This window comes from Dactylosporangium sp. McL0621, from assembly GCF_049995355.1.
Taxonomy (GTDB): domain Bacteria; phylum Actinomycetota; class Actinomycetes; order Mycobacteriales; family Micromonosporaceae; genus Dactylosporangium.
Genome location: NZ_CP188259.1, coordinates 6107580 through 6128730, shown reverse-complemented (window position 1 = coordinate 6128730; position 21151 = coordinate 6107580). Strand labels below are relative to the sequence as shown.

At 73.4% G+C, this 21151-nt stretch carries 19 protein-coding genes; 7 read left to right on the top strand and 12 right to left on the bottom strand.

What is annotated here, in order from left to right; all coding sequences use genetic code 11:
• Positions 1-40: 40 nt before the first annotated feature.
• The 7 genes from ACPPVO_RS29025 to ACPPVO_RS28995 form a co-directional block, all read right to left on the bottom strand.
• Positions 41-1618, bottom strand: a complete 1578-nt coding sequence (locus ACPPVO_RS29025) for a SpoIIE family protein phosphatase (protein ID WP_426514312.1) — start codon at positions 1616-1618, stop codon at positions 41-43.
• Positions 1615-3321, bottom strand: coding sequence for an ATP-binding response regulator (locus ACPPVO_RS29020; protein ID WP_426514311.1), 1707 nt, complete (start codon positions 3319-3321; stop codon positions 1615-1617). The genes ACPPVO_RS29025 and ACPPVO_RS29020 overlap by 4 nt, the downstream gene beginning before the upstream one ends.
• 31 nt (positions 3322-3352) lie before the next feature.
• Positions 3353-4393, bottom strand: coding sequence for an ATP-binding protein (locus tag ACPPVO_RS29015; protein ID WP_426514310.1), 1041 nt, complete (start codon positions 4391-4393; stop codon positions 3353-3355).
• Positions 4381-4800, bottom strand: a complete 420-nt coding sequence (locus ACPPVO_RS29010) for an ATP-binding protein (RefSeq protein WP_426514309.1) — start codon at positions 4798-4800, stop codon at positions 4381-4383. The genes ACPPVO_RS29015 and ACPPVO_RS29010 overlap by 13 nt, the downstream gene beginning before the upstream one ends.
• Positions 4793-5194 carry an STAS domain-containing protein gene (locus tag ACPPVO_RS29005; protein ID WP_426514308.1) on the bottom strand — a complete coding sequence of 134 codons (402 nt, stop codon included), beginning with the start codon at positions 5192-5194 and terminating at the stop codon, positions 4793-4795. Before ACPPVO_RS29005 ends, ACPPVO_RS29010 begins: the two co-directional genes overlap by 8 nt.
• Positions 5194-6051, bottom strand: a complete 858-nt coding sequence (locus ACPPVO_RS29000; RefSeq protein WP_426514307.1) for an STAS domain-containing protein — start codon at positions 6049-6051, stop codon at positions 5194-5196. The genes ACPPVO_RS29005 and ACPPVO_RS29000 overlap by 1 nt, the downstream gene beginning before the upstream one ends.
• 261 nt (positions 6052-6312) lie before the next feature.
• Entirely contained in the window at positions 6313-6558 is a 246-nt protein-coding gene (locus tag ACPPVO_RS28995; RefSeq protein WP_426514306.1) for a hypothetical protein, read from the bottom strand.
• 35 nt (positions 6559-6593) lie between these two features.
• Between ACPPVO_RS28995 and ACPPVO_RS28990 the strand changes: the two genes are divergently transcribed.
• The 3 genes from ACPPVO_RS28990 to nth all read left to right on the top strand — a co-directional run bounded on the left by ACPPVO_RS28990 (position 6594) and on the right by nth (position 9209).
• Entirely contained in the window at positions 6594-7382 is a 789-nt protein-coding gene (locus tag ACPPVO_RS28990; RefSeq protein ID WP_426514305.1) for a class I SAM-dependent methyltransferase, read from the top strand.
• Positions 7383-7451: 69 nt separating this feature from the next.
• Complete coding sequence (locus ACPPVO_RS28985) at positions 7452-8441, top strand: malate dehydrogenase (RefSeq protein ID WP_426514304.1); 990 nt, start codon at positions 7452-7454, stop codon at positions 8439-8441.
• Between the two features lie 72 nt (positions 8442-8513).
• The gene (gene nth, locus ACPPVO_RS28980; RefSeq protein WP_426514303.1) at positions 8514-9209 is read left to right on the top strand and encodes an endonuclease III; all 696 of its coding nucleotides are present in this window, start codon (positions 8514-8516) and stop codon (positions 9207-9209) included.
• Positions 9210-9211: 2 nt separating this feature from the next.
• Here nth and ACPPVO_RS28975 read toward each other — a convergent pair whose 3' ends face one another.
• The 3 genes from ACPPVO_RS28975 to ACPPVO_RS28965 form a co-directional block, all read right to left on the bottom strand.
• Positions 9212-10291, bottom strand: coding sequence for a DNA glycosylase AlkZ-like family protein (locus ACPPVO_RS28975; RefSeq protein ID WP_426514302.1), 1080 nt, complete (start codon positions 10289-10291; stop codon positions 9212-9214).
• A gap of 486 nt (positions 10292-10777) precedes the next feature.
• Positions 10778-13138 carry an endopeptidase La gene (lon, locus tag ACPPVO_RS28970; RefSeq protein ID WP_426514301.1) on the bottom strand — a complete coding sequence of 787 codons (2361 nt, stop codon included), beginning with the start codon at positions 13136-13138 and terminating at the stop codon, positions 10778-10780.
• Positions 13139-13577: 439 nt separating this feature from the next.
• Positions 13578-14762 carry an FAD-dependent monooxygenase gene (locus ACPPVO_RS28965; protein ID WP_426514300.1) on the bottom strand — a complete coding sequence of 395 codons (1185 nt, stop codon included), beginning with the start codon at positions 14760-14762 and terminating at the stop codon, positions 13578-13580.
• A gap of 90 nt (positions 14763-14852) precedes the next feature.
• Here ACPPVO_RS28965 and ACPPVO_RS28960 point away from each other — a divergent pair, with 90 nt between their 5' ends.
• Positions 14853-15425, top strand: a complete 573-nt coding sequence (locus ACPPVO_RS28960) for a TetR/AcrR family transcriptional regulator (protein WP_426514299.1) — start codon at positions 14853-14855, stop codon at positions 15423-15425.
• Positions 15426-15428: 3 nt separating this feature from the next.
• On the top strand, positions 15429-16658 hold the full coding sequence (locus ACPPVO_RS28955) for a CynX/NimT family MFS transporter (protein ID WP_426514298.1): 1230 nt from the start codon (positions 15429-15431) through the stop codon (positions 16656-16658).
• Between the two features lie 360 nt (positions 16659-17018).
• Here ACPPVO_RS28955 and ACPPVO_RS28950 read toward each other — a convergent pair whose 3' ends face one another.
• On the bottom strand, positions 17019-17774 hold the full coding sequence (locus tag ACPPVO_RS28950) for a PP2C family protein-serine/threonine phosphatase (RefSeq protein WP_426514297.1): 756 nt from the start codon (positions 17772-17774) through the stop codon (positions 17019-17021).
• A gap of 87 nt (positions 17775-17861) precedes the next feature.
• The gene (locus ACPPVO_RS28945; RefSeq protein ID WP_360371158.1) at positions 17862-18158 is read right to left on the bottom strand and encodes a hypothetical protein; all 297 of its coding nucleotides are present in this window, start codon (positions 18156-18158) and stop codon (positions 17862-17864) included.
• A 49-nt stretch (positions 18159-18207) separates the two neighbouring features.
• Between ACPPVO_RS28945 and ACPPVO_RS28940 the strand changes: the two genes are divergently transcribed.
• Positions 18208-20316, top strand: coding sequence for an ATP-binding protein (locus ACPPVO_RS28940; RefSeq protein ID WP_426514296.1), 2109 nt, complete (start codon positions 18208-18210; stop codon positions 20314-20316).
• Positions 20317-20867: 551 nt separating this feature from the next.
• A complete protein-coding gene (locus ACPPVO_RS28935; RefSeq protein WP_426514295.1) occupies positions 20868-21137 on the top strand; it encodes a hypothetical protein in 270 nt (89 codons plus the stop codon).
• Positions 21138-21151: the final 14 nt, after the last annotated feature.

Sequence of the window (21151 nt, the reverse complement as noted above, 5' to 3'; positions counted from 1 at the left end):
CCCCCGAAGGTCCCCGCGCCGGCGGCCCGGCGCAACCGGTTCAGGCAGAAATCCCCCGCCGGATCACCAGCATCGCCTGGTCGTCGTCGGACTCGTCGCCCAGGCCCAGCAGCAGCCGGTCGCAGACCGCCTCGAGGTCGCCGCCGCCGCCGTCCGCGCCCAGATCCGCCGCCAGCGCCGCCTGCAGCCGCTCCAGGCCCTCGTTGAACGACGACCCGCGCCGCTCGATCAGCCCGTCGGTCACCAGCACCAGCGACTCGCCCGGGTCCAGGGTGAACACCGTCTCGGCGTCGTGGACGGTCGGCACACCCAGCAGCGCCACCCGGCCCTCCACCGGCGTCGCCCGCCCGCCGGCGACCCGCAGCGGCGGCGGGTGCCCGGCGTTGGCCATCCGGATCTCCCCCGACGCGAGCTCGATGCGCAACAGGCACATCGTCACGATCTCCTCCGGCAGGAACCGCAGCATCATCCGGTTCAGCCGCTCCAGCGTCAGCCCCGGCGCGTGGTCCTCGGCCAGGTACGCCCGCAGCGCGTGCCGCACCTCCGCCATGATCGTCGCCGCGCGCAGCGAGTGGCCGGCCACGTCGCCGATCGCCGCCACGATGTGCCCCTCCACGGCCACGACCTCGTAGAAGTCGCCACCCACGTACGCGTGGTCGCTCGCCGGGCGGTACCGCACCGCGATGTCGTAGCCCGGCACCGGCGGCAGCGACGCCGGCAGCATGCTCTGCTGCAGCGTCAGCGCCGTGCGCCGCTCCTCGTCGTAGGAGCGCAACGCCTCCACCGCCAGCGAGATCGCCTGGCCGAGCTGGCGCAGCACGTCGTGGTCGTCGTCGGTGAACCCGCTCGCCGGCACCGCGATGTGCAGCGGCTCCCGCCCGACCTTGGCCCGCGCCACGACCCGGAACGCCGGCCCGTCCCACCACGGGCCCTCGTCCTGCCCGAACAGCTCCGCCCCGGCCGCCCCGCCCAGCGGGTCGGCGTCGAACTGCTCCCGGTACGCCCCCCGCACCACCGGCACCGCCCCGGCCGCGTCCACCTGCACCGCGAGCGCCCCGGTCTCGGGCGAGGCCGCGGCGACGGCCGCCGCGCTGCCGAAGACCCGCGACGCGCCGACCGCGGCCAGGCGTAACAGCTCCGGCAGGGTCGTGGCCGCGTTGATCGCCGCCGTCGTCTCCACCAGCCGGGTCAGCCGCTCCGCGAGCCGCTCGGCCCGCTGGCGGGCGCGGGAGTACCGCAGCAGCGCCCCCACCGTCGCCAGCAGCTCGTCGGGGTCGATCGGCTCGGCCAGATAGGCGTCCGCGCCCCGGATCAGCCCCTGGGTGCGGTCCACGGCGTGCACCGCCGTCGCCGAGATGTGGATGACCGGCACCGCCGCCGTGCGCGGGTCCTCCTTGATCCGCTCCGCGACCTCGAACCCGTCGATGTCGGGCAGCCGCACGTCGAGCACCACCAGCTCGGTCCCCGACGCCCCGTCGTGCAGCAGCGCCAGGGCCTCCTCGCCGGTCGCCGCCTCGACCACCCGGTGACCCTCGCGCCGAAGCCAGCTGGTGATGACGTACCGCTTCGACGGGCTGTCGTCGACCACCAGGATGTCGGCCGCCGGGACGGGGGTCACGAACCCAGCCCCGCGACGAGGTCGACGACGGTCCGGCGGGTCAGATCCTCCTTGGTCACCACCGAACGGGCGTGCGCCAGCTCGTGCGGCCCGAAGTCGGACAGGTCCGCCGCGGTCACCACGAACACCGGAATCCCGGCCACCTCCGGCAGCGCGGCCAGGTCCGCCAGCAGCAGCGTGCCGTCCCCGCCGGGCATCCGCAGATCCAGGAAGATCACCGACGGCCGCTCCCGGACCGCGATCGCCAGCCCCGAGCGCACGTCCGCGGCCTCGCTGACCTGGTCGGCGATGCCGGCCAGCAGCTGGCGCAGCAGGTGCCGGGCGGCCGGGTCGTCGTCGACCACCAGCGCCCGGTCCACGTGCGGCAGCGGCCCCTCCCCGTCGTGGCCGTCCGCGGGCACCGCCGGGCGCAGCGGCAGCGACAACGTGAACGTGCTGCCCTCCCCCGGCTCGCTCACCATCGTCAGCGCCCCGCCCAGCAGCGTGGCCAGCCGCCGCGCGTACGGCAGCCCGAGCCCGGTCCCGCCGGTCTGCAGCGCCCCGCGCACCTGGTGGAACTCCTCGAACACCCGGGACTGCTCCGCGAACGGGATCCCGGTGCCGGTGTCGGCCACCGCGATGTACAGCCGCTCCCCGTCGACCCACGCCCCCATCCCGACCGTGCCCCGGCCGGTGAACTTCAGCGCGTTGGTGAGCAGGTTGCGCAGAATCTGGGTCAGCAGCAGCTCGTCGCTGACCAGCCCCTTCGCCGGCGGCTCGTCGACGGCCAGCTCCACCTCGGGGCGGGCCAGCGGCCGCAGCGTCCCGCGCAGCTGCCCGAACACCGCCGCCAGGTCGATCGGGCCCCAGTTCGGCTCGATCCGCCCCGACTCGGCCTTGGCCAGGTCCAGCAGGTCGTTGACCCGGGCCAGCAGATCCGCCGCCGAGCCCTGCACCAGCTCCAGCTGGTGGGTCTGCTCCGAGGTCAGCGGCTCCGAGCGCGGGTCCAGCAGCAGCCGGGTCAGCCCGATGATCGCCGTCACCGGCGCGCGCAGCTCGTGCGAGACGTTGGCCAGGAACCGGCTCTTGGCCTCGTTGGCCTCCCGCAGCTGCGCCGAGCGCTCGTCCAGCTCCGCATACAGCGCGACCACGCCCTGGTTGGTCTGCTCGAGCTCCTCCGACAGCTGCGTGTACAGGGCCATGACGCCCTTGTTCGTCTCCTCCAGCTCGGCGTTGAGCTGCAGCAGCTCGTCCCGGTGCGCCTGCACCTGCTCCAGCGCCGTGACCAGCTGCCGGTTCTGCACGCTCAGCTCGTCCAGCGCCGTCGTGGGCATGCTCGCGGCGAGCTCGTCGCGCGCCTGCTCGAGCCGCTCCGGGTCGACCTGCGCGGGCAGCCGCCGCGTCAGTACGATCCGCTCGTCCTCCACCCGCACCTCATCCATCAGCCGCCCGGCCGCCCGGACTCCCTCGAGCATGTGGTTACCCACGGCCGCTGACGAAAGAACAATGACGAGGTGGGGATACGGCTCCGTGGCCGCCGCGAACGTCACCTCGGCGCGGGAGACCTCCCGGCCGACCTCGCTCAGGGCGGTGGCCACCCGCACCTGGTCCTGGTGCTCCATGCCCAGCGCCGCCGCCACCTCCCGGCCCCGCTGGCGCAGCACGAACACGTCGTGCTCCTCACGGAGCAGCATCCGCAACAGCGGCACCGGCTCCCCGGTCACGCCGGCACCTCCTGCGGACCCCGCCCGCCGGTCACGCCGGGTCCCCGCCCAGGGCCACGGCCACGCACGCGTCGTCGCGGCGCACCCCGGCGTCGCGCAGCAGCGTCGCCGCGACCAGCAGCGGCTCCTGCCGCACCAGCCCGGGGTAGTCGCGCAGGCTCCACCGGTCCGACACCCCGTCGGAGTGCAGCACCACGATCCCCTCCGGCGGCAGTTCGTAGCTGAACTCCCGGATCGTGCGGGCCTGATGCCCCACGATGCCCGGCATGCTCACCATGCCCCGCCGGTTCCCGTCCGGAAACGCGATCGTCCCCGCGACGTTGCCCAGCCCCGCGAACACCACCGACTCTCCGGCGATCCGGGCCACCGACACCGCCGCCCCGCGCGTGTGCGACACCGTGCGGTGCAGCTGCTCCAGGATCGCCCCCGGCGCTTCGACCTCCGAGGCCAGGAACCCGTCGGTGATCGCCGCCGCGGCCGCCGCGGCCAGCGACCCGTGCCCGAGCCCGTCCGCGACCAGCACCAGCAGCGCCCCGGCGTTCGAACGGCGGGCCGCGTACCGGTCCCCGCACACCTTCTCCCCGGTGATCGGCCGGGTGAGCCCCGCCACCCGCGACGGCTCCGCCCGCCGCCGGTCCCCGGGCCACAGCTGCGCGATGAGCACCGTGCCCCGTCCCGGCAGCGAGTAGCCGCCCGCCCGGTCCGACAGCCGCCGGACCGCGCCGAGGCCGATGCCGAGGGTACCGGCGGTCGAGTGGCCGTCCACCGAGCTGAACGGCAGGTCCCGCATGCCCGGCCCCGAGTCGACCGCGACGAGCTCGATCCCGCCCGTGGTCCCGCGGCGCAGGCACCGCACCGACAGCGCTCCCCCGTCGGCGTGCCGGTGCAGGTTGGACGCCAGCTCGGCGGCGACGATCGCCACCTCGCCGGCCCGCTGCTCGCTGAACCCGAGCCGGTGGGCGCAGTCGACCGCGACCCTGCGGGCGATCCCCGCCGCCCCCGGCTCGTCGACCATGAGCCAGCCAAGTTCCTCAACCGTCGGTGGTACCGCGACCGCCGTCACCGCGCCCACTTCGTCACCGAGATTCGCGTGCCGCTGCCGGGCGTGGAGTCGATCTCGAACTCGTCGACCAGGCGCCGCGAGCCCGACAGGCCCAGGCCCAGCCCGCTGCCGGTGGTGTACCCGTCCGTGAACGCCAGCCCCAGGTCGGCGATCCCCGGCCCGGTGTCGACGAACTCGGCCCGCACCCCGGCCCGCCGGCCGTTGTGCACCCCGGCGATCGTCGCGAACCCGCCCCCGCCGTGGATGAGCGTGTTGCGCGCGAGCTCGCTGGCCGCGGTCACCAGCTTCGTCTGGTCCACCAGCGGCAGCTTGGCCTCGACCGCCGCGACACGCACCGCCTGGCGGACCCGCACGACGTCCTTGTCGTCGACGATGTCCAGCCGCTGCGGTTCCTGCCCGGGCGTGAAGTCAGGCACCGTCGTCCTCGGCCGCGGTGAGCAGCCCGACGCCCTGGATGCGCCGGTCCGCGGCCAGGATCCCCAGGGCCTTGTCGACGTTGAGCGCGGTCCGCACGCCGTTGAGGGACAGGCCCAGCTCCACCAGCGTGATCGCCACCGCGGGCCGCATCCCGACCACGACCGTCTCGGCGTCGAGCACCCGCGACACGGCCGCGATCGTCGACAGCATCCGGCCGATGAACGAGTCGACGATCTCCAGCGCCGAGATGTCGATCACCACGCCGTGCGCGCCGGTCTCCACGATCCGGTCCGACAGGTCCTCCTGCAGCTGCAGGGCGGTCTGGTCGTCGAGATCGATCTGGATCGACACGAGCAGGATGTCGCCGATCTTCAGAACCGGCACCCGGTCCATCAGAGCGACCGGTTCCGCTTGCTGAACTCCACACCGCTGGCCCGCAGCGCGTGCACGAGCGCGTCGGCGAGGCTCGCCTTGGTCGCGATGTCACCGAACTCGATGCCCAGCGCGACCACCGTCTGGGCGATCTGCGGCCGGATGCCCGAGATGATGCACTCCGCGCCCATGAGCCGCGCCGCCACCACGGTCTTGAGGATGTGCTGCGCGACCTGGGTGTCCACCGCCGGTACCCCGGTGATGTCGACGATCGCGTAGGCCGACCCGGTGTCGACGAGCGTCTGCAGCAGCTTCTCCATGACGACCTGGGCGCGGGCCGAGTCCAGGGTGCCGACCAGCGGTACCGCCACCACGCCGTCCCACAGCTTTACCACCGGCGTGGAGAGCTCCAGCAGCTGCTCGGTCTGGTCCGCGATGATGGACTCGCGGGCCTTGGTGTAGGTGTCGAACGTATACAGGCCCATCTCGTCCACGACCAGCGACAGCACGAGGAAGTCGACCGGCACCTGGTCGGAGTCGTCGGACTCCGACAGGCTGAGCATGACCTCCTTGATGGTGAACACCAGGTTCGCCGTCTCGGTCGGGGTGAAGCCCTGCCGCGCCCACGAGCGCGAGAGCTCCCCGAGCGCCGCCCGGGACTCGCTGGAGCCGGCCCCGGCGAGCTCGCCGTCGCCCGCGCCCTCGAGCATGCCCATCAGCGCGACGTACACCTCACGGACCTGCCGGACCAGCTCGGCCTCGGTGAGCCGGCCCCGCAGCGACCGGGCCGCGATCTCCGCCCAGCGCTGCAGGACGTCGTTCTCGTGCGACCGCAGGAGCGCACTGAGCCGCTGCCTCGCCTCGGCGTTCACCTTCACCGGTCCACTCCCCAAACGTCGTTTCGCGATTCGGAGAGGACGGTACCGCCCGCGGCTCACCCCGGCGAGCGCGGACACCTGTTTGCCGCAGAACAAATTTCTGCAGGGGCGCACAGTGCGTAGAGCATCCTAGGAACCTAGGTGTTCAGACCTCGATAGGGACCTCTTACACCTCGCGCCCCGCACATCGCCCCGAAGACGGTCGCGGCGCACGTCGAGCCCATCCCGGGCAAGCTCGGCGTGCGCAGCCGGGTGGCCGCTTTATAGCGTTGCGAGCCGGGACTCCCGGTGGGCAGACTCGATCGCCTCGCCGCGAGTGTCGCCCAGCCACACCACGGGGCTGACCGGGTGCCCGACCCGGGACAGCTGGCCGGTCTCGTCCGTCCACGCCACCAGCGGCACCGGCTGCACGTGCTCGGTCTGCCAGCCGATCACCCGGCCGGCGTGGATCTCGTTCTCGGCCGTGGTGGCGAGCCACAGCGGCGCGTTCTGCGGAATGATCGTCATGCCTGGGTGATGCCCCGGCAACGGAGGGTACAACCATGAACAACCTGGCTGACCTGCTCGACGAGGCGGAAGCGGCGCCGGTCGACGGGTGGGACTTCGCGTGGTTCGACGGGCGCGCCACCGAGGAGCGGCCGCCGTGGGGCTACGCGCGGCTCCTCGGCGAGCGCCTGCGCACCGCCGCGGCCGCCCTGGACGTGCAGACCGGTGGCGGTGAGGTCTTCCGCGAGGCCCTCTCTTCAGCGGGTACCGCCGCCGCCTGCCCTTCCGCGGTGGCGGCGACCGAGTCGTGGCCGCCCAACGCCGCCCTCGCCCGCGCCGCCCTCGCGCCCTTCGGGGCGCAGGTCGAGCTGGTCGCCGACGACGCGCCGCTGCCCTTCGCCGACGGCGCCTTCGACCTGGTGAGCAGCCGGCACCCGACCGTCGTCGGCTGGCCGGAGATCGGGCGGGTGCTGGCCCCGGGCGGCACGTACCTCGCCCAGCACGTCGGGGTCGGCACCGCGGCGCGGGTCACCGACTTCATGATGGGCCCGCAGCCGGTCGGCGACGGGCGCAGCGTGACCCGGGCCCGCGCCGGTGCGGCCGCGGCCGGCCTCGAGGTCGTCGACGTCCGCGAGGCGACGCTGCGCCTGGAGTTCCTCGACGTGGCGGCGGTCGCGGTGTACCTGCGCAAGGTGATCTGGATCGTGCCGGGCTTCACCATCGCGGGGTACCGCCGCCGCCTGGAGGAGATGCACGAGCTGATCGGGCGGGAGGGCTCGTTCACCGCGACGACGACGCGGTACCTGATCGAGTGCCGTAAGCCACACGGAGTGGACGGAAGGTGAACGGCCAGTCGGCGGCAAGGATAGTTTGAGGGCAGAAGCACACCCGCCGTTGCTGCCAGGAGACTTCTCATGAGCGACTCGTCCGTCAACGTCACCGTGACCGGCGCGGCCGGCCAGATCGGCTACGCGCTGCTGTTCCGCATCGCCTCCGGGCAGCTGCTCGGCGCGAACACGCGGGTCAAGCTGCGGCTGCTGGAGATCCCGCAGGCCGTGCGCGCCGCCGAGGGCACGGCCCTGGAGCTGGAGGACTGCGCGTTCCCGCTGCTCGCCGGCGTCGACGTGTTCGACGACCCGAAGGGCGCCTTCTCCGGCACCAACGTGGCCCTGCTCGTCGGCGCCCGCCCGCGCACGAAGGGCATGGAGCGCGGCGACCTGCTCGAGGCCAACGGCGGCATCTTCAAGCCGCAGGGCGAGGCGATCAACGCGGGCGCGGCCGACGACATCAAGGTCCTCGTCGTGGGCAACCCGGCCAACACCAACGCCCTCATCGCCCAGCGCCACGCCCCGGACGTGCCGGCCGAGCGCTTCACCGCGATGACCCGCCTCGACCACAACCGCGCGATCTCCCAGCTGTCCCGCAAGCTCTCCGTGCCGGTCACCGAGATCCGCAAGGTCACCATCTGGGGCAACCACTCCGCCACGCAGTACCCGGACCTCTTCCACGCCGAGGTCTCCGGCCGCAACGCCGCCGAGGCGGTCGGCGACCAGCAGTGGCTGGAGAACGAGTTCATCCCGCGCGTGGCCAAGCGCGGCGCCGAGATCATCGAGGTCCGCGGCGCCTCCTCGGCCGCGTCGGCCGCCTCGGCCGCGATCGACCACGTCCACGACTGGGTCAACGGCACCGCCGCGGGCGACTGGACCTCGGCCGCGATCGTGTCCGACGGCTCCTACGGCGTCCCCGCCGGCCTGATCTCCTCCTTCCCGGTCACCTCCTCGGGCGGCCGGTGGGAGATCGTCCAGGGCCTGGACATCGACGCGTTCTCCCGCGCCCGCATCGACGCGTCGGTGGCGGAGCTGGAGGAGGAGCGTCAGGCGGTCGAGCGCCTCGGGCTCATCTGACCTTTACTACCGACGGTGGGGACGGTTCCTTCGGGGCCGTCCCCACCGGCGTTCACGCAGTACGCTTCGACGGTGACTTCGGCGACCACGGCCCTGCCCATCGCGGAGACCCGGCGGGCGCGGCGGATCCTCAAGCTCCTGCTCGCCCGCTACCCCGACCACCGCCTCGAGCTCGACTTCGCCTCGCCGCTGCAGCTGCTGGTCGCGGCGACCCTGGCCGCCCAGACCCTGGACGAGCGCGTCAACGCGGTGACGCCGGTGCTGTTCGAGCGCTACCCGGCCGCCGCCGACCTGGCCGCCGCCGAGCAGGAGGAGATGGAGCAGATCCTCGTGCCGGTCGGGTACTACCGGCAGAAGACCCGCAACGTCATCAAGCTCGCCGCGGTCCTGGTCGAACGCCACGGCGGCGAGGTGCCCGAGAGCCTCGACGAGCTCGTCGCGCTGCCGTGGGTCGGGCGCAAGACCGCGAACATGGTCCTGGGCAACGCGTTCGGCGTCCCCGCGATCTCGGTCGACACGCACGTGGGCCGGGTCGGGCACCGCCTGGGCTGGGCGCCGGAGAAGGACGTGGCCGCGGCCGAGGCGGCGATCCAGGCCCGGTACGACAAGAAGGACTGGGTCGCGGTCAACCAGCTGCTGATCCTGCACGGCCGGCGCACCTGCCACTCGCGCAAGCCGGCGTGCGGCGCCTGCCCGCTGGCCGCGGAGTGCCCGTCGTCGGCGCTGGGCGAGCAGGACCCCGAGAAGGCCCGCGCCCTGCTCAAGTAGCTCTACCTGGTGGCGATGCGGCGTCGCTCCGCCGCGATGCCCGCCGCCGGGACGCCGTCGTCGAACAGGGTCTCCCCGTCGCCGTCCCAGACTCCCGCGACCCGGCCGCGGAAGGCGACGACCGGCGAGATCCACCCGGCCGCGCGGCTGACCTCGGCCCGTCGCTCCGGCGGCACCAACCGGGCGTCGGCGGTACCGGGGCCGAGGACGAACTGATCGAAGGCGGGCAGCAGCCGTACCTCCGCGAAGTCCGCGACATCGGCGAGCGACCCGAGGTCGCCGGCGCGGGCGAAGAGCCGCTCCCCCTCGACCTCGACCTCGGCGATCACCCCGTCGTCGAGCAGATCCCGGAACCACTGCCGCAGCGCCGCCTTCTTCGACGCCCCGCGGCACAGCCACTGGTCGAACGTCGCGGGCGAGGCCGGCCCGTACGCCCCGAGGTACGCCGGCACCACCATCCGCGCCGCCGCGCCCGGATCGGGCAGCCCCGTCCAGCCCGGCACGAAGGTGTCCGGCCGCGTGAAGGTCACCCGGTTCTCGTCGTCGCTGTTCGGCCCGTAGACGAGCAGCCCCTGCCATGCGAGCGGCTTGAGCACCGCGCCCCAGCCCGACCCGATGTGCGCGGCGAGCGACGGGTCGCCGGCGTGCTCGACGATCGCCGCCGTCAGCTGTTCGCGGGTGAGCACCCGGCCGTCGAGCGCCTCGTACGCGGCCGCGGCCATCCGCTCCAGCTGCGCCACGGTCACGAACGTCTTCTGCCACGCCCCCTTCTCCCACGTACGCGCGGCCGCGAGCAACGCCAGGTGCGCGGGGGCCTGGCGCGCCTCGAGCAGGTGCAGGGTCCCGCGCGCCGCCCACGTCTTCACAAGCCGCTTCGCCGCGACGGCCGCCCGCACCGACGCCGGGTCGGGCTCGGCCTGCCGGGCGGCGACGGCCTGCTCCGCGGCCGACGTGACCTGCGCCTGTACCCCGGCCAGCCGCTCGACCACGGCGACCGGGTCGGCGGCCTCGGCGGGCCGGTGGAGCCACTGCCGGCGGCACCGCCACATGAGCACGGAGTCCCAGGTCAACGAGAGCGTCACGGCGCCACGCTACCGAAGGCGACCTCTCCACCGGCCTTGCGCCTCCGGGCCGCTCTTTGCGCACCCGCCTCGCGCGTCTCCTTGCGCACCCACCCCGCGCCTGGGCGTCTCTCTGCGCACCCAGCGCTCGGGTCTGTCTTCTTGCGCACCGCACTCTCGGCCGGCCCTTGCGCACCGCACTCTCGGGCCGGCTTCTTGCGCATCCCGCTGTCGGGCGTTTCCTTGCACACCTATCCCGCTCGCGGGCGTTTCTTTTGCCCACCCACCCAGCTCTCTCGGGGCCCGGCCTTGCGCATCCCGCTCCCGGGCCCGTCTCCGTGCACCCGGCCAACGCGACGCGGCGCCGCACCCCTGTTCGGGTCCGGCGCCGCGTCTCCCCTTATCCACCCCCACGCCACGGTGCCCGGCCGCACCCCGCCAGGTGCGTTTCGCCGAGCCCGCAGTGCGGTCTCAGTCCCCCGCGCCCGATCCCGGGCGCGGGGTAGATCAGATGCCGGCCGCCGCGAACTCCGGCACCGCCGGCCCGTCGCTGCCCTCGCCGTCCGCGGCCACGTCACCCGCCGGGCGCAGCGCCAGGGCGAGCACGTCGGCGACGTCGGCCAGGGCGTGCACGGTCAGCTGTTCGCGCACCTCCGCGGGCAGGTCGTCCAGGTCGGGCTCGTTGCGCTTCGGGATGATGACCTCGGTCAGGCCGGCCCGGTGCGCGGCGAGCAGCTTCTGCTTCACGCCGCCGATCGGCAGGACCCGGCCCGCGAGCGTGACCTCGCCGGTCATCCCGAACTCGGGTCGCACCGGCCGCCCGGTGGCCAGCGACGCCAGCGCCGTGACCATCGTGATGCCGGCACTCGGCCCGTCCTTGGGCACCGCACCCGCGGGAACGTGCAGGTGGATGCGCTTCCCGGCGAGCTCGTTGGGGTCGATGCCGAGCCGGCGCCCGTTCGAGCGCAGGTACGACAGCGCGATGTGCGCCGACTCCTTCATCACGTCGCCGAGCTGGCCGGTCAGGGTCAGGCCGGGCTCGCCCTCCATCGAGGTCGCCTCGATGAACAGCACGTCGCCGCCCGCCCCGGTCACCGCGAGCCCGGTCGCCACGCCGGGCACGGCCGTGCGCTCGGCGGACTCGGGCGTGAAGCGCGCCCGCCCCAGGTACTTCGCGACCTCGTCCACCCCGACCCGCACCGGCGCCGGGTCGGTCGCGAGCGCGACGGCGACCTTGCGCAGGATCTTCGCGAGGGCCCGCTCCAGCTGCCGGACGCCGGCCTCGCGGGTGTGCTCCCCGGCGATGCGGCCGAGCGCCTCATCGGTGATCGTGAAGTCCGCCGCGTCCAGCCCGGCCCGCTCCAGCTGCCGGGGCAGCAGGTGGTCCCGGCCGATGGCGATTTTTTCCTGCTCCGTGTACCCGTCCAGCGCGACCAGCTCCATACGGTCCAGCAGCGGGCCGGGGATGGTCTCGACCACGTTCGCGGTGGCCAGGAAGAGCACGTCGGACAGGTCGAGGTCGACCTCGAGGTAGTGGTCGCGGAACGTGTGGTTCTGCGCCGGGTCGAGCACCTCGAGCAGGGCCGCCGCCGGGTCACCGGCGTAGCCGGCGGCCAGCTTGTCGACCTCGTCGAGCAGCACGACCGGGTTCATCGAGCCGGCCTCGCGCAGGGCGCGCACGATACGGCCCGGCAGCGCGCCGACGTACGTGCGCCGGTGCCCCCGAACCTCGGCCTCGTCCCGCACCCCGCCCAGCGACACCCGCACGAACTTGCGACCGAGCGCCCGGGCGACCGACTCGCCGAGGCTGGTCTTGCCGACCCCGGGAGGGCCCGCGAGGGCCAGCACGGCGCCGGAGCCCCGACCGCCGACGACCTGCAGGTTCTTCTCGGCGCGCCGGTTACGCACGGCGAGGTACTCCAGGATCCGGTCCTTCACGTCCGCCAGCCCGGCGTGGTCGGCGTCGAGCACCGCCCGCGCGGCGGCGAGGTCCGTGTTGTCCTCGGTCCGCTCGTTCCACGGCATCTCCAGCACGGTGTCGAGCCACGTGCGGATCCAGCCCGCCTCGGGCGACTGGTCGCTGGCCCGCTCGAGCCGGCCGACCTCGCGCAGCGCCGCCTCCTTGACCTTCTCGGGCAGCTCGGCGGCCTCGACGCGGGCCCGGTAGTCGGCGGACCCGTCGGGCTCATCCTCGCCGAGCTCCTTGCGGATCGCGGCGAGCTGCTGACGCAGGAGGAACTCGCGCTGCGTCTTCTCCAGCCCTTCCCGCACGTCGTGGTTGATCTTCTCGTTGACCTGCTGCTCGGCCGCGTGCGCCCGCGCCCACTCCACGAGCAGCTCCAGCCGCGCGGTGACATCGGGCGCCTCGAGCAGCTCGACCTTCTGCTCGAGCGTCAGCCACGGCGCGTACCCGGCCGAGTCCGCCAGCTCCGACAGATCCGCGATCTTCTCGACGGTGTCGATGACCTGCCACGCGCCGCGCTCCTGCAGCACGCCGATCACCAGCGCCTTGTACTCGCGCGCCAGCTCCCGGGCCTTCCCGGCCGGCACCGCCTCGTTCACGAGGGTCGCCTCGACCCAGAGCGCCGCCCCCGGCCCGGGCACCCCGGCCCCGATGCGGGCCCGGTCGACGCCCCGGATGACGGCCGCGGGCTCCCCGCTGGGCAGCCGCCCAACCTTCTCGAGCACGGCAATGACACCGAACGAACCATAAGCTCCGTCAACCCGCGGGACGGCCAGCACCCGCTGGTCACCGGCAGCGCGAGCAGCGTCGACCGCCGCCTGCGTGGAGGCGTCGAGCGTAACGGGAATGACCATGCCAGGAAGCAGGACGTCGTCGTTGAGTGGAAGAACAGGAAGCGTTGCCATCAGGACACACCTGCCATCAGTAGGTTGAGCGTGTCAGGCTTAAGTTACAAACCATGCCCCTTGTTCCCGCCGGTACCCGCCATGTGACCCAGGCCACTCGCCGCCCTTCGCAGCCCAGCCGCTCGCCACCGAGAACTCCCTCAGCCACGCACGACGAGGCCCAGAAGACCTGCACCGCGAGGCGGACGTCGAGGCCGCGCACCGAGCGGCAGGCTCCCTGAATTCACGCTCCGGCCCAAGCTGCCGCGCGCAGTCAGCTCCCACCGAGCGCCCGCCCAACCCTCAGCCACCAGCCGCCGACCTCCGGCCACCGGCCACCGACCCGATGCCATCCCCGACCGCCAGCCCAGCGGCCCCGGGGCGCCTGCCGGCCAAGCCGACAGCCACCCACCCGACCTCGACCTCGGCGCCGACGTCCGAGGGTCCGAGGGTCCGGGTGTCAGACCAGAGCCGGCAGGTCGTACGCGGGCAGTTCGAACGCCGTAGCCGTCTTCGTCGCGAAGTGCTTGATGAGCCGGGGCGCCACCGGGAGATACCGCATCATCCTGAAGAACCGGTTCCGCTGCCCGATCTTCTTCCAGGTCGTCGGCACCAGGAAGTCGGGGCTCCCGCCGCTCTGCTTCTGGCAGGTCGCCACGTAGGGCCGCATCAGCTCCTCGTAGCGGCGGAACGCCACCCGATGGTCACCCCGCGCCCTGTCCAGCTCGCCCGCCAGCACGTGCGCCCCGACGACCGCCAGCCCGGTGCCGTTGCCGCCGGGCCCGCCCGCGAACCCGGCGTCGCCGAGCAGCACGACCCGCCCCTGCGACCAGCGGTCGAGGTGGATCTGCGTCGTGGAGTCGAACCAGAAGTCCTCGGCGCGCTCCATCGCCTCGAGCAGCTCCGGCACCCGCCAGCCCACGCCGGCGAACCGCTCCGCCACGATCCGCCGCTGCTGCGCGACGTCGCGGTAGTCGAACTCGAGGCCGGGCTCGTACACGCTCATCGACACGATCTGGTTGCCGCCGTGCGGGGACATCACCGTGACCGCGCGGCCCGGCTCGTTGTACATGACGCCGCTGCGGTGCAGCCCGAGCGTGCCCGGCATGGTGAAGATGCCGCCGTACACGCCGAGCGGTTTCTTGTGCGCGGGATCGTCGCCGAACACCAGCCGCCGCACCGCCGAGTGCACCCCGTCGCAGCCGACCACGAGGTCGAAGCGCTGCGGCGGGCCGCCGGCGAAGGTGACGTCGACGCCGTGCTCGTCCTGGCTGATCGCGGTGATCTGGTCGCCGAAGCGGTACCGCACCCGCCGGCTCGTCGCCGCGTACAGCACCTCGGCGAGATCGCCGCGCAGCACCTCCAGATCGCCGCTGAAGACCGCCGACGGCAGCCCGGCCAGCCGCTCCCCGGCCCCGTCGACGATGGCGATCTCTCCCATGTGTGTGGCGCGCGCCTCGATGGCGGCGCGCAGACCCATGCGCTCCAGGGTCTGCAGGTGTACCGATCCGCGGAAGTCGACCGCGTAGCCACCGCCCCGCAGCGCGGGTGCCTTTTCGATGACGGTGACGTCGTGCCCGTACCGCTGAAGGCACAACGCCAGTGCAGGCCCCGCGACGCTGGCGCCCGAGATGAGGATGTCCATGCCGACGACCATACACTCGTGCTACACATTTGTATAGCACGTCCGTGTAGTACGTCCGTATAGGACGGGCGTATAGTATGGTCATGACTCATGGGACATCGCGAAGACCTGCTCGAAGGGGCGGTTCGCTGCATCTACGAGAAGGGCTACTCCCGGACCACCGCGCGCGACATCGTCGAGGCGTCCGGGACGAACCTCGGCTCGATCGGCTACCACTACGGCGGCATGGCCAACCTCATGACCGCGGCTCTGGAGCGGGCGGTCGAGAACTGGGGCCTGTCGCTGGCGGAGGCGATCACGTCGGCCGACGCCGAGGGGCTGACCGGGGCGGAGCGCTTCGAGAAGTACTGGGAGTTCATGATCGAGAGCGTGAAGAGCCAGCGCCCCCTGATGATGGCGACGTTCGACGCGTTCCTGCAGATGGACAAGTCGGAGGAGGTCCGCCGGCTGCTCGTCAACGGGATGCGCGACGCGCGCGGCCTATGGGCGCAGGTGTTCCACGGCATCGACCCCGAGCTCGAGCCGACCCGCGCGGATCAGGTCGGCTCGTTCTACCAGGCGCTCATCAGCGGGGTGCTGACCCAGGTGCTGATCGACGAGGAAGACGCGCCGACGGCGCAGGACCTGAGCGCGGCCGTCCGCCTGGTCGCCGCGGCCCTGTAGCCGATGCCGGCCCGGGCGAACCGCAACCTCCTGATCATCGCCGGCGTGCTGCTCATCGGAGCCGTCGGCCGGGCCCCGATCACATCCGTCGGGCCGCTCGTCGCCGACATCCGGCACGACCTCGGCCTCTCCTCCGCCGCCAGCGGGCTGCTCACCACGCTGCCGCTCCTGGCGTTCTCGGTCTTCTCGCTCATCGCGCCGCGGATCGCCGGGCGGATCGGGCTCGAGCGCAGCCTCGGACTGGCACTGGTGCTCCTGGCCGGCGGCATCGCCGTACGCTCCCTGCCCACCCAGCTGTGGACCGGCACCCTCGCCGTCGGTGCCGCGATCGCCTGCTTCAACGTGCTGCTGCCCGGCGTCGTCAAGCGCGACTTCCCCGACCGGGTCGCCCAGCTGACGGGTGGGTATTCCGCCACCCAGAGCGTGGTCGCCGCGGTCGCCTCCGGCACCGCGGTGCCCCTCGCGGCGATGGCGGCCGGCTGGCGGTACGCACTCGGCAGCTGGGCCCTGCTCGTCCTCGTCGCGGTGGCCGTGTGGGTGCCGCAGCTGCGCCACGGCCCGGTCAGTGCCGCTCGCCCCGCGGTCCGGCGGGCGCCGCTACCGTGGCGCAGCCCCCTCGCGTGGCAGGTCACGGCGTTCATGGGGATGCAGTCGCTGTGCTTCTACGTGCTCGTCGCCTGGCTGCCGACCCTGGAGCGCGAGCACGGGATCGCCGCGGCCGTCGCGGGATGGCACCTGTTCGCGAGCCTGGCCGCCTCGGTGGTGGCCAACCTGACCGTGCCGGTGCTGATCCGCCGGCTTCCCGACCAGCGGCTCATCGGCGCGGGGTGCGCGGCCTGCATCGGGCTCGGCATCGCCGGGCTGCAGTGGCTGCCGTGGACGGCCGGGTACGCCCTGGCCGCCATCCTGGTGACCGGCTTCGGCGCCGGCATGGCCCTGGTGGTGTGCCTGTCGCTGTTCAGCCTGCGCACCCGGGACGACTCGCAGACCGCGGCGCTCTCGGCCATGGCGCAGGCGGTCGGATACCTGCTGGCAGCCTCCGGCCCGGTGCTCATCGGGGCGCTGCGGGACCTGAGCGGCTCGTGGACGGTGCCCGTCGCGGCGCTGTGCGCCGTGGCCGGGCTGATGGCCGTGGCGGCGTTCCTCGCGGGCCGGTCCGCGACGGTGACCGTTGCCGCCTGGGCGCCGTTACCGGAAACCAGCAGGCGACTGCGAAGCAGCGAGCGGCCGTGAAGCAGCTAGCTGGCCGTGGACCAGCGGGCGGCCCCGAACCAGCAGGCGACTGTGAAGCAGCAGGCGACTGTGAAGTAGCGGGCAGCCGACCGCCACCAGCACCTGCGGAGCGGACAGTAGAGAGGTGTCGACGGGGGTGGGAAGCGTCCGCTCCACGGGCCGGTCGTCGCCGGGGTGTGCGACGCGGGCGGCACAAGGGCTGATCGCCGCCGACACGCCCCGAAGCGGCCGATCCGCGATCCGATCGCCGTCGGCGCACCCCGACGTGGCCGGTCACCTCACGAAGCGGTCAATCCGCGGGACGAGCAGAGCCGAATTCGCCACGCCAGGGCAGGGCGCCGTTGCGAGACCGCGCGGCGGTCAGGCGACCTTGACCACGACCGTCGTGGCGTTGTCGCGCCCGCCCGCTTCCAGGGACGCGGCGACCAGCGCCGACGCCATCACGTCGGGCGGGGCGCCGGAGCCGAGGGTGCGCTCCATGAGCTGGTACGGGACCTGCTCGGCGATGCCGTCGGTGCACAGGCAGTACACGTCGCCGGGGAACATCGTCACGCTCAGCACGTCGGGCTCGGGCAGCCCGGGGTGCCCGATGAAACGGTGAAGCTGGTAGCGGGCGGCCGCCGCCTGCGGGGAGTCGGCCGGGTACCACCCGTGCACGGCGCCCAGCCACGCCGCGGTGTGGTCGACGGTGAGCAGCTCGAGGAGGCCGCCGCGGAGACGGTACACGCGGCTGTCGCCGATCTGGGTCACCCAGGCGCCGGTCGCGTCGGCGACGAGGGCGGTCAGCGTGCAGCCGGTGAGCTCTCGCAGCTCCTGCCCGGCGGCGCGGACTCGGCGCTGGGCGTCGGCGATCGCGGCGAACAGGGGCGTGGGCTCGAAGGGGCCGCGGTGCTGCTGGACGGCGGCGGTGAACACGTCGACGGCCATGCGCCCGGCGGTGCGGCTGCCCTCGCCGGCGCCCATCCCGTCGGCGACGACGGCGCACAGACCCGGACGCCGCTGCAGCTCGGCCGCGTGCAGCACGTCGAAGTTGGCCGGGTAGCGCCGGCCGACATCCGTGGCGGCCCCGACGCTGAGCTGCCGCCCCGCGCCCTGGACCTCGATCGTCATCGCCATCGACGGAAAGCGTAACGGGTGCCCGGCCGACCGGGTGGCCCCGTGTTCATCCTCCGTTCAGCCGAAACGAGTGACGTTCGTCGCTCCCTAGGACTCCAACGGAGGAGGTTGGGCGAGCACTTCCCAGGTCCCGTCCTCGCGCCGCGACCACCCGTCGATCTCTCCGCCGAGTTCGGCGAACATGACCACGCGGTCGTAGAGCCAGTCGGCGAAGTCGTCCTGCTCGGCCTCGCTGAGGCCGGTGCGCACGACGGCGCCGAACGTGATGAGGCCGGTGCCCTCCAGCGGCGACGCGCCGAGCACGCCGATGGCGCCGGCCGTGACGTCGTCGCGCTCCTCGACCTGCAGGTATCCACCGTCGGGCATCTCTACCAGAAACGCCACGAAACCCTACCGCCGAAGTTGTTCATGAATGCAACGGTACAGTCTCCGGATGGATCCGGCGGCGAGCCTTCCGGCCCCGCTCACCTCGCTGGTGGGACGGGACGCCGAGGTGCGCCTCGCCGGTCGCCTCCTGGCCGGCGACGACGGCCGCCTGCTGACCCTCGTGGGCGCCGCCGGCAGCGGCAAGACCCGCCTCGCGATCGCCCTGGCCGCCGCCGCGCCCGGCCCGGTGCGGTTCGTGGACGTGTCCACGATGGACAGTCGCGACCCGGCCGGGTTCGTGCTCGACGCGCTCGGCGTGGCCCGCCGCCCGGACCTGAGCGGGTTCGACACGCTGCTGGAGGCCCTCGACGCGGCGGCGCTTCCGGGTGTACCGCTGGTGCTGCTGCTCGACAACTGTGAGCACGCGGCGGCCGAGGTCGCGGCGCTGGCGGGACGGCTGCTGGAGGTACGACCGCTGCTTCGTGTCCTTTCGACGAGCCGGCAGCCGCTCGGTCTGCCGGCGGAGACGGTGCTCGGGGTGCATCCCCTCGATCCCGACACGGCGCTGCGGCTATTCGAAACGCGCATGTTCGAGCGCACCGGCCGGCCGCTGCCACCGCCGCACCGCCCCGCGGCGGCCGCGATCTGCGCGGCGCTCGACGGGCTGCCCCTGGCCGTCGAGCTGGCCGCGGCGCGGGCCGCGCTGCTGTCGGTACCGGAGGTGAACCGCCTCCTCGCCGACCGCTTCCGGGTCCTGGCCGACGCGAAGGCGCCCGGCCCCGAGCACCACCGCACGCTGCGGGCCGCACTGGACTGGTCGTACCAGCTGTTGTCGCCGGACAAGCAGGCCCTGCTGCGCCAGCTCGCCGTCTTCCAGGGCGGCTGGAGCGAGGCGGCGGTGTCGACGCTGCCCGGGTACCGGCCGGATCTGCTCGCCGCCCTCGCCGAGCGCTCGCTGCTGACCGGCGGCCCCGGCCGGGGCCAGATGCTGCAGACCATCGCCGCCTACGCCGCCGCGCGCCTGGCCGAGCACCCGGCCGAGGCGGCCGCCGCCCAGTCCGCGCACGCCGCCTTCTACCTGGGCCTGGCCGAGCGCGCCGCGGCGGGCATCCGCGGCCCCGAGCAGCGCGACTGGCTGCGCACCCTCACCCTGGAACAGGACAACCTGCGCGCCGCCCTGACGAGCCTGGCCGCCCGCCCCGGCCCCGGCGCCGACGCCGACCTGCGCATGGCCGCCGCCATGGCGCCATTCCAGCACTTCATCGGGGGGTACTCGCTGGGCCGCCTCTGGCTCGCCGAAGCCCTCGCCCGCCGCCCGGACGCCCCGCCCGCCGCCCGGCTCACAGCGTCGTCGGCCGCCGCCACCCTCGCCATGCTCGCCTGCGACTACCCGGCCGCCGCGGCCCTGGCCCACCAGGCCCTCCCCCTGACCGCCGACGACGACGCGGCGGCGCGCGGCCCGCTGCTGACCCTCCTGGGCAGCGTCGAGCGCGAACGCGCCCGCTACGACGAGTCCCGCGCCCACCTGGAGGAGGCCCGCCGCCTGTACCGCAAGGCCGCCGACGCCTGGGGCGAGGGTCGCGCGACCCAGCTGGCGGGCGCGACCGCCTGGCTCTCGGGCGACCTGGACGCGGCCGCGGACCTGCTGGCCGCGAGCCTGACCGCGTTCCGTGACCTGGCCGACGCCGAGTCCGCCGCGTCCTCCCTGACCCACCTGGGCGCGGTCGCCCACTACCGCGGCGACCAGCCGACGGCCCGCCACCATCTGGTCGACGCGCTGGACCGCTTCACCGAGCTCGCCTTCCCGGAGGGCGTGGCGTGGGCCCAGGACATGCTGGCCCGGGTGGATCTGGCCGACGACCGCCTGGCGTCCGCGACGGAACGCCTGCGCGAGAGCCTGGCCCTGCACCGGAGGGTGGGCGACCGCTGGCGCACGGCGAGCGTCCTGGAGGCCTTGGCCGAGTGCCACCGCCGCGCATCGGACCCGATGCACGCGGTGGCCTTGCTGGGCGCCGCGGATGTGGTACGCCGGGAAATAGCCGCCCCCACCCCCACCTGCGAACAGCCGGCGAGAACGACAACGGAGACCGCCCTGCGCGCAACGTTGCCGAATCCGGACTACGTCCGCGCCTACCGCTCCGGCACGCGAACTCCCGTGGACGATCTGCTCCCGTGACCGCGGGTTCGACATCTCCACCGCACCACGACGGGTACACACCCAAACTCAAAGAGTGACCGCGCTAGGCCCCGCGACGGCGTCCCCGGACCCAACACCGCTCCGTAGCCTCCCGACCACGCCAAGCCCAGCACCGGCGCCACCACCGTCCACACCGCAACTCCCGACAGGCGACGGCTTCCGCGCGCGCACCGCAACCCCAGCCGCAGCGCTGCAGCCCTCGGCGTCCCACCCCAGCGCCTGGACGCCCTGGCGATCCTGCTGATCGACGCCCTTCGGGCCAACCCACCCGCGCCCCGCTGCGCGCCGACGAGGAAGCGGCACTGCGCGACACGGGCCGGCTCCTCGCCCGCTGGACGGAGGGCGGCGCGGCCGGCTCGGCACACGAACCGGCGCACTGGAGCGCCGAGGTGATCGGGCACGACCGCCGCCGCGCCGACCTGGCCGTACTGCGGCTGCGGCCCCGTCTGCCGTATCCGTATCCGTGTCCGCCCGGCATACGCGCCGTAGCCGAGGTCCCCCGCCTTCCCTGCCGCCCGAGGGAATGCTGGGTGGGTAACCTCCCGAACACGGACCGCACGGTAGAACTGCACGTCCCGCTCCACCGCGACGACCCGGTCGGCGCCGAGCTGGTCAAACGCACCGCCCCGGGCGAGCGCATCCGGCTGCACCTCTTGACGGGCGATCCGGTCCCCGTGGACGCCAACCGTCCGCTATTGCTCGTCGCCGACCGTGACGCCGTCGCCCCGATCCTGGCCACATTCGCGGCATTGCGCTCCGCCAATGACCGCGCCACCGAATGCAATGTCACCGTCTACTAGCCGACGCCGATCGA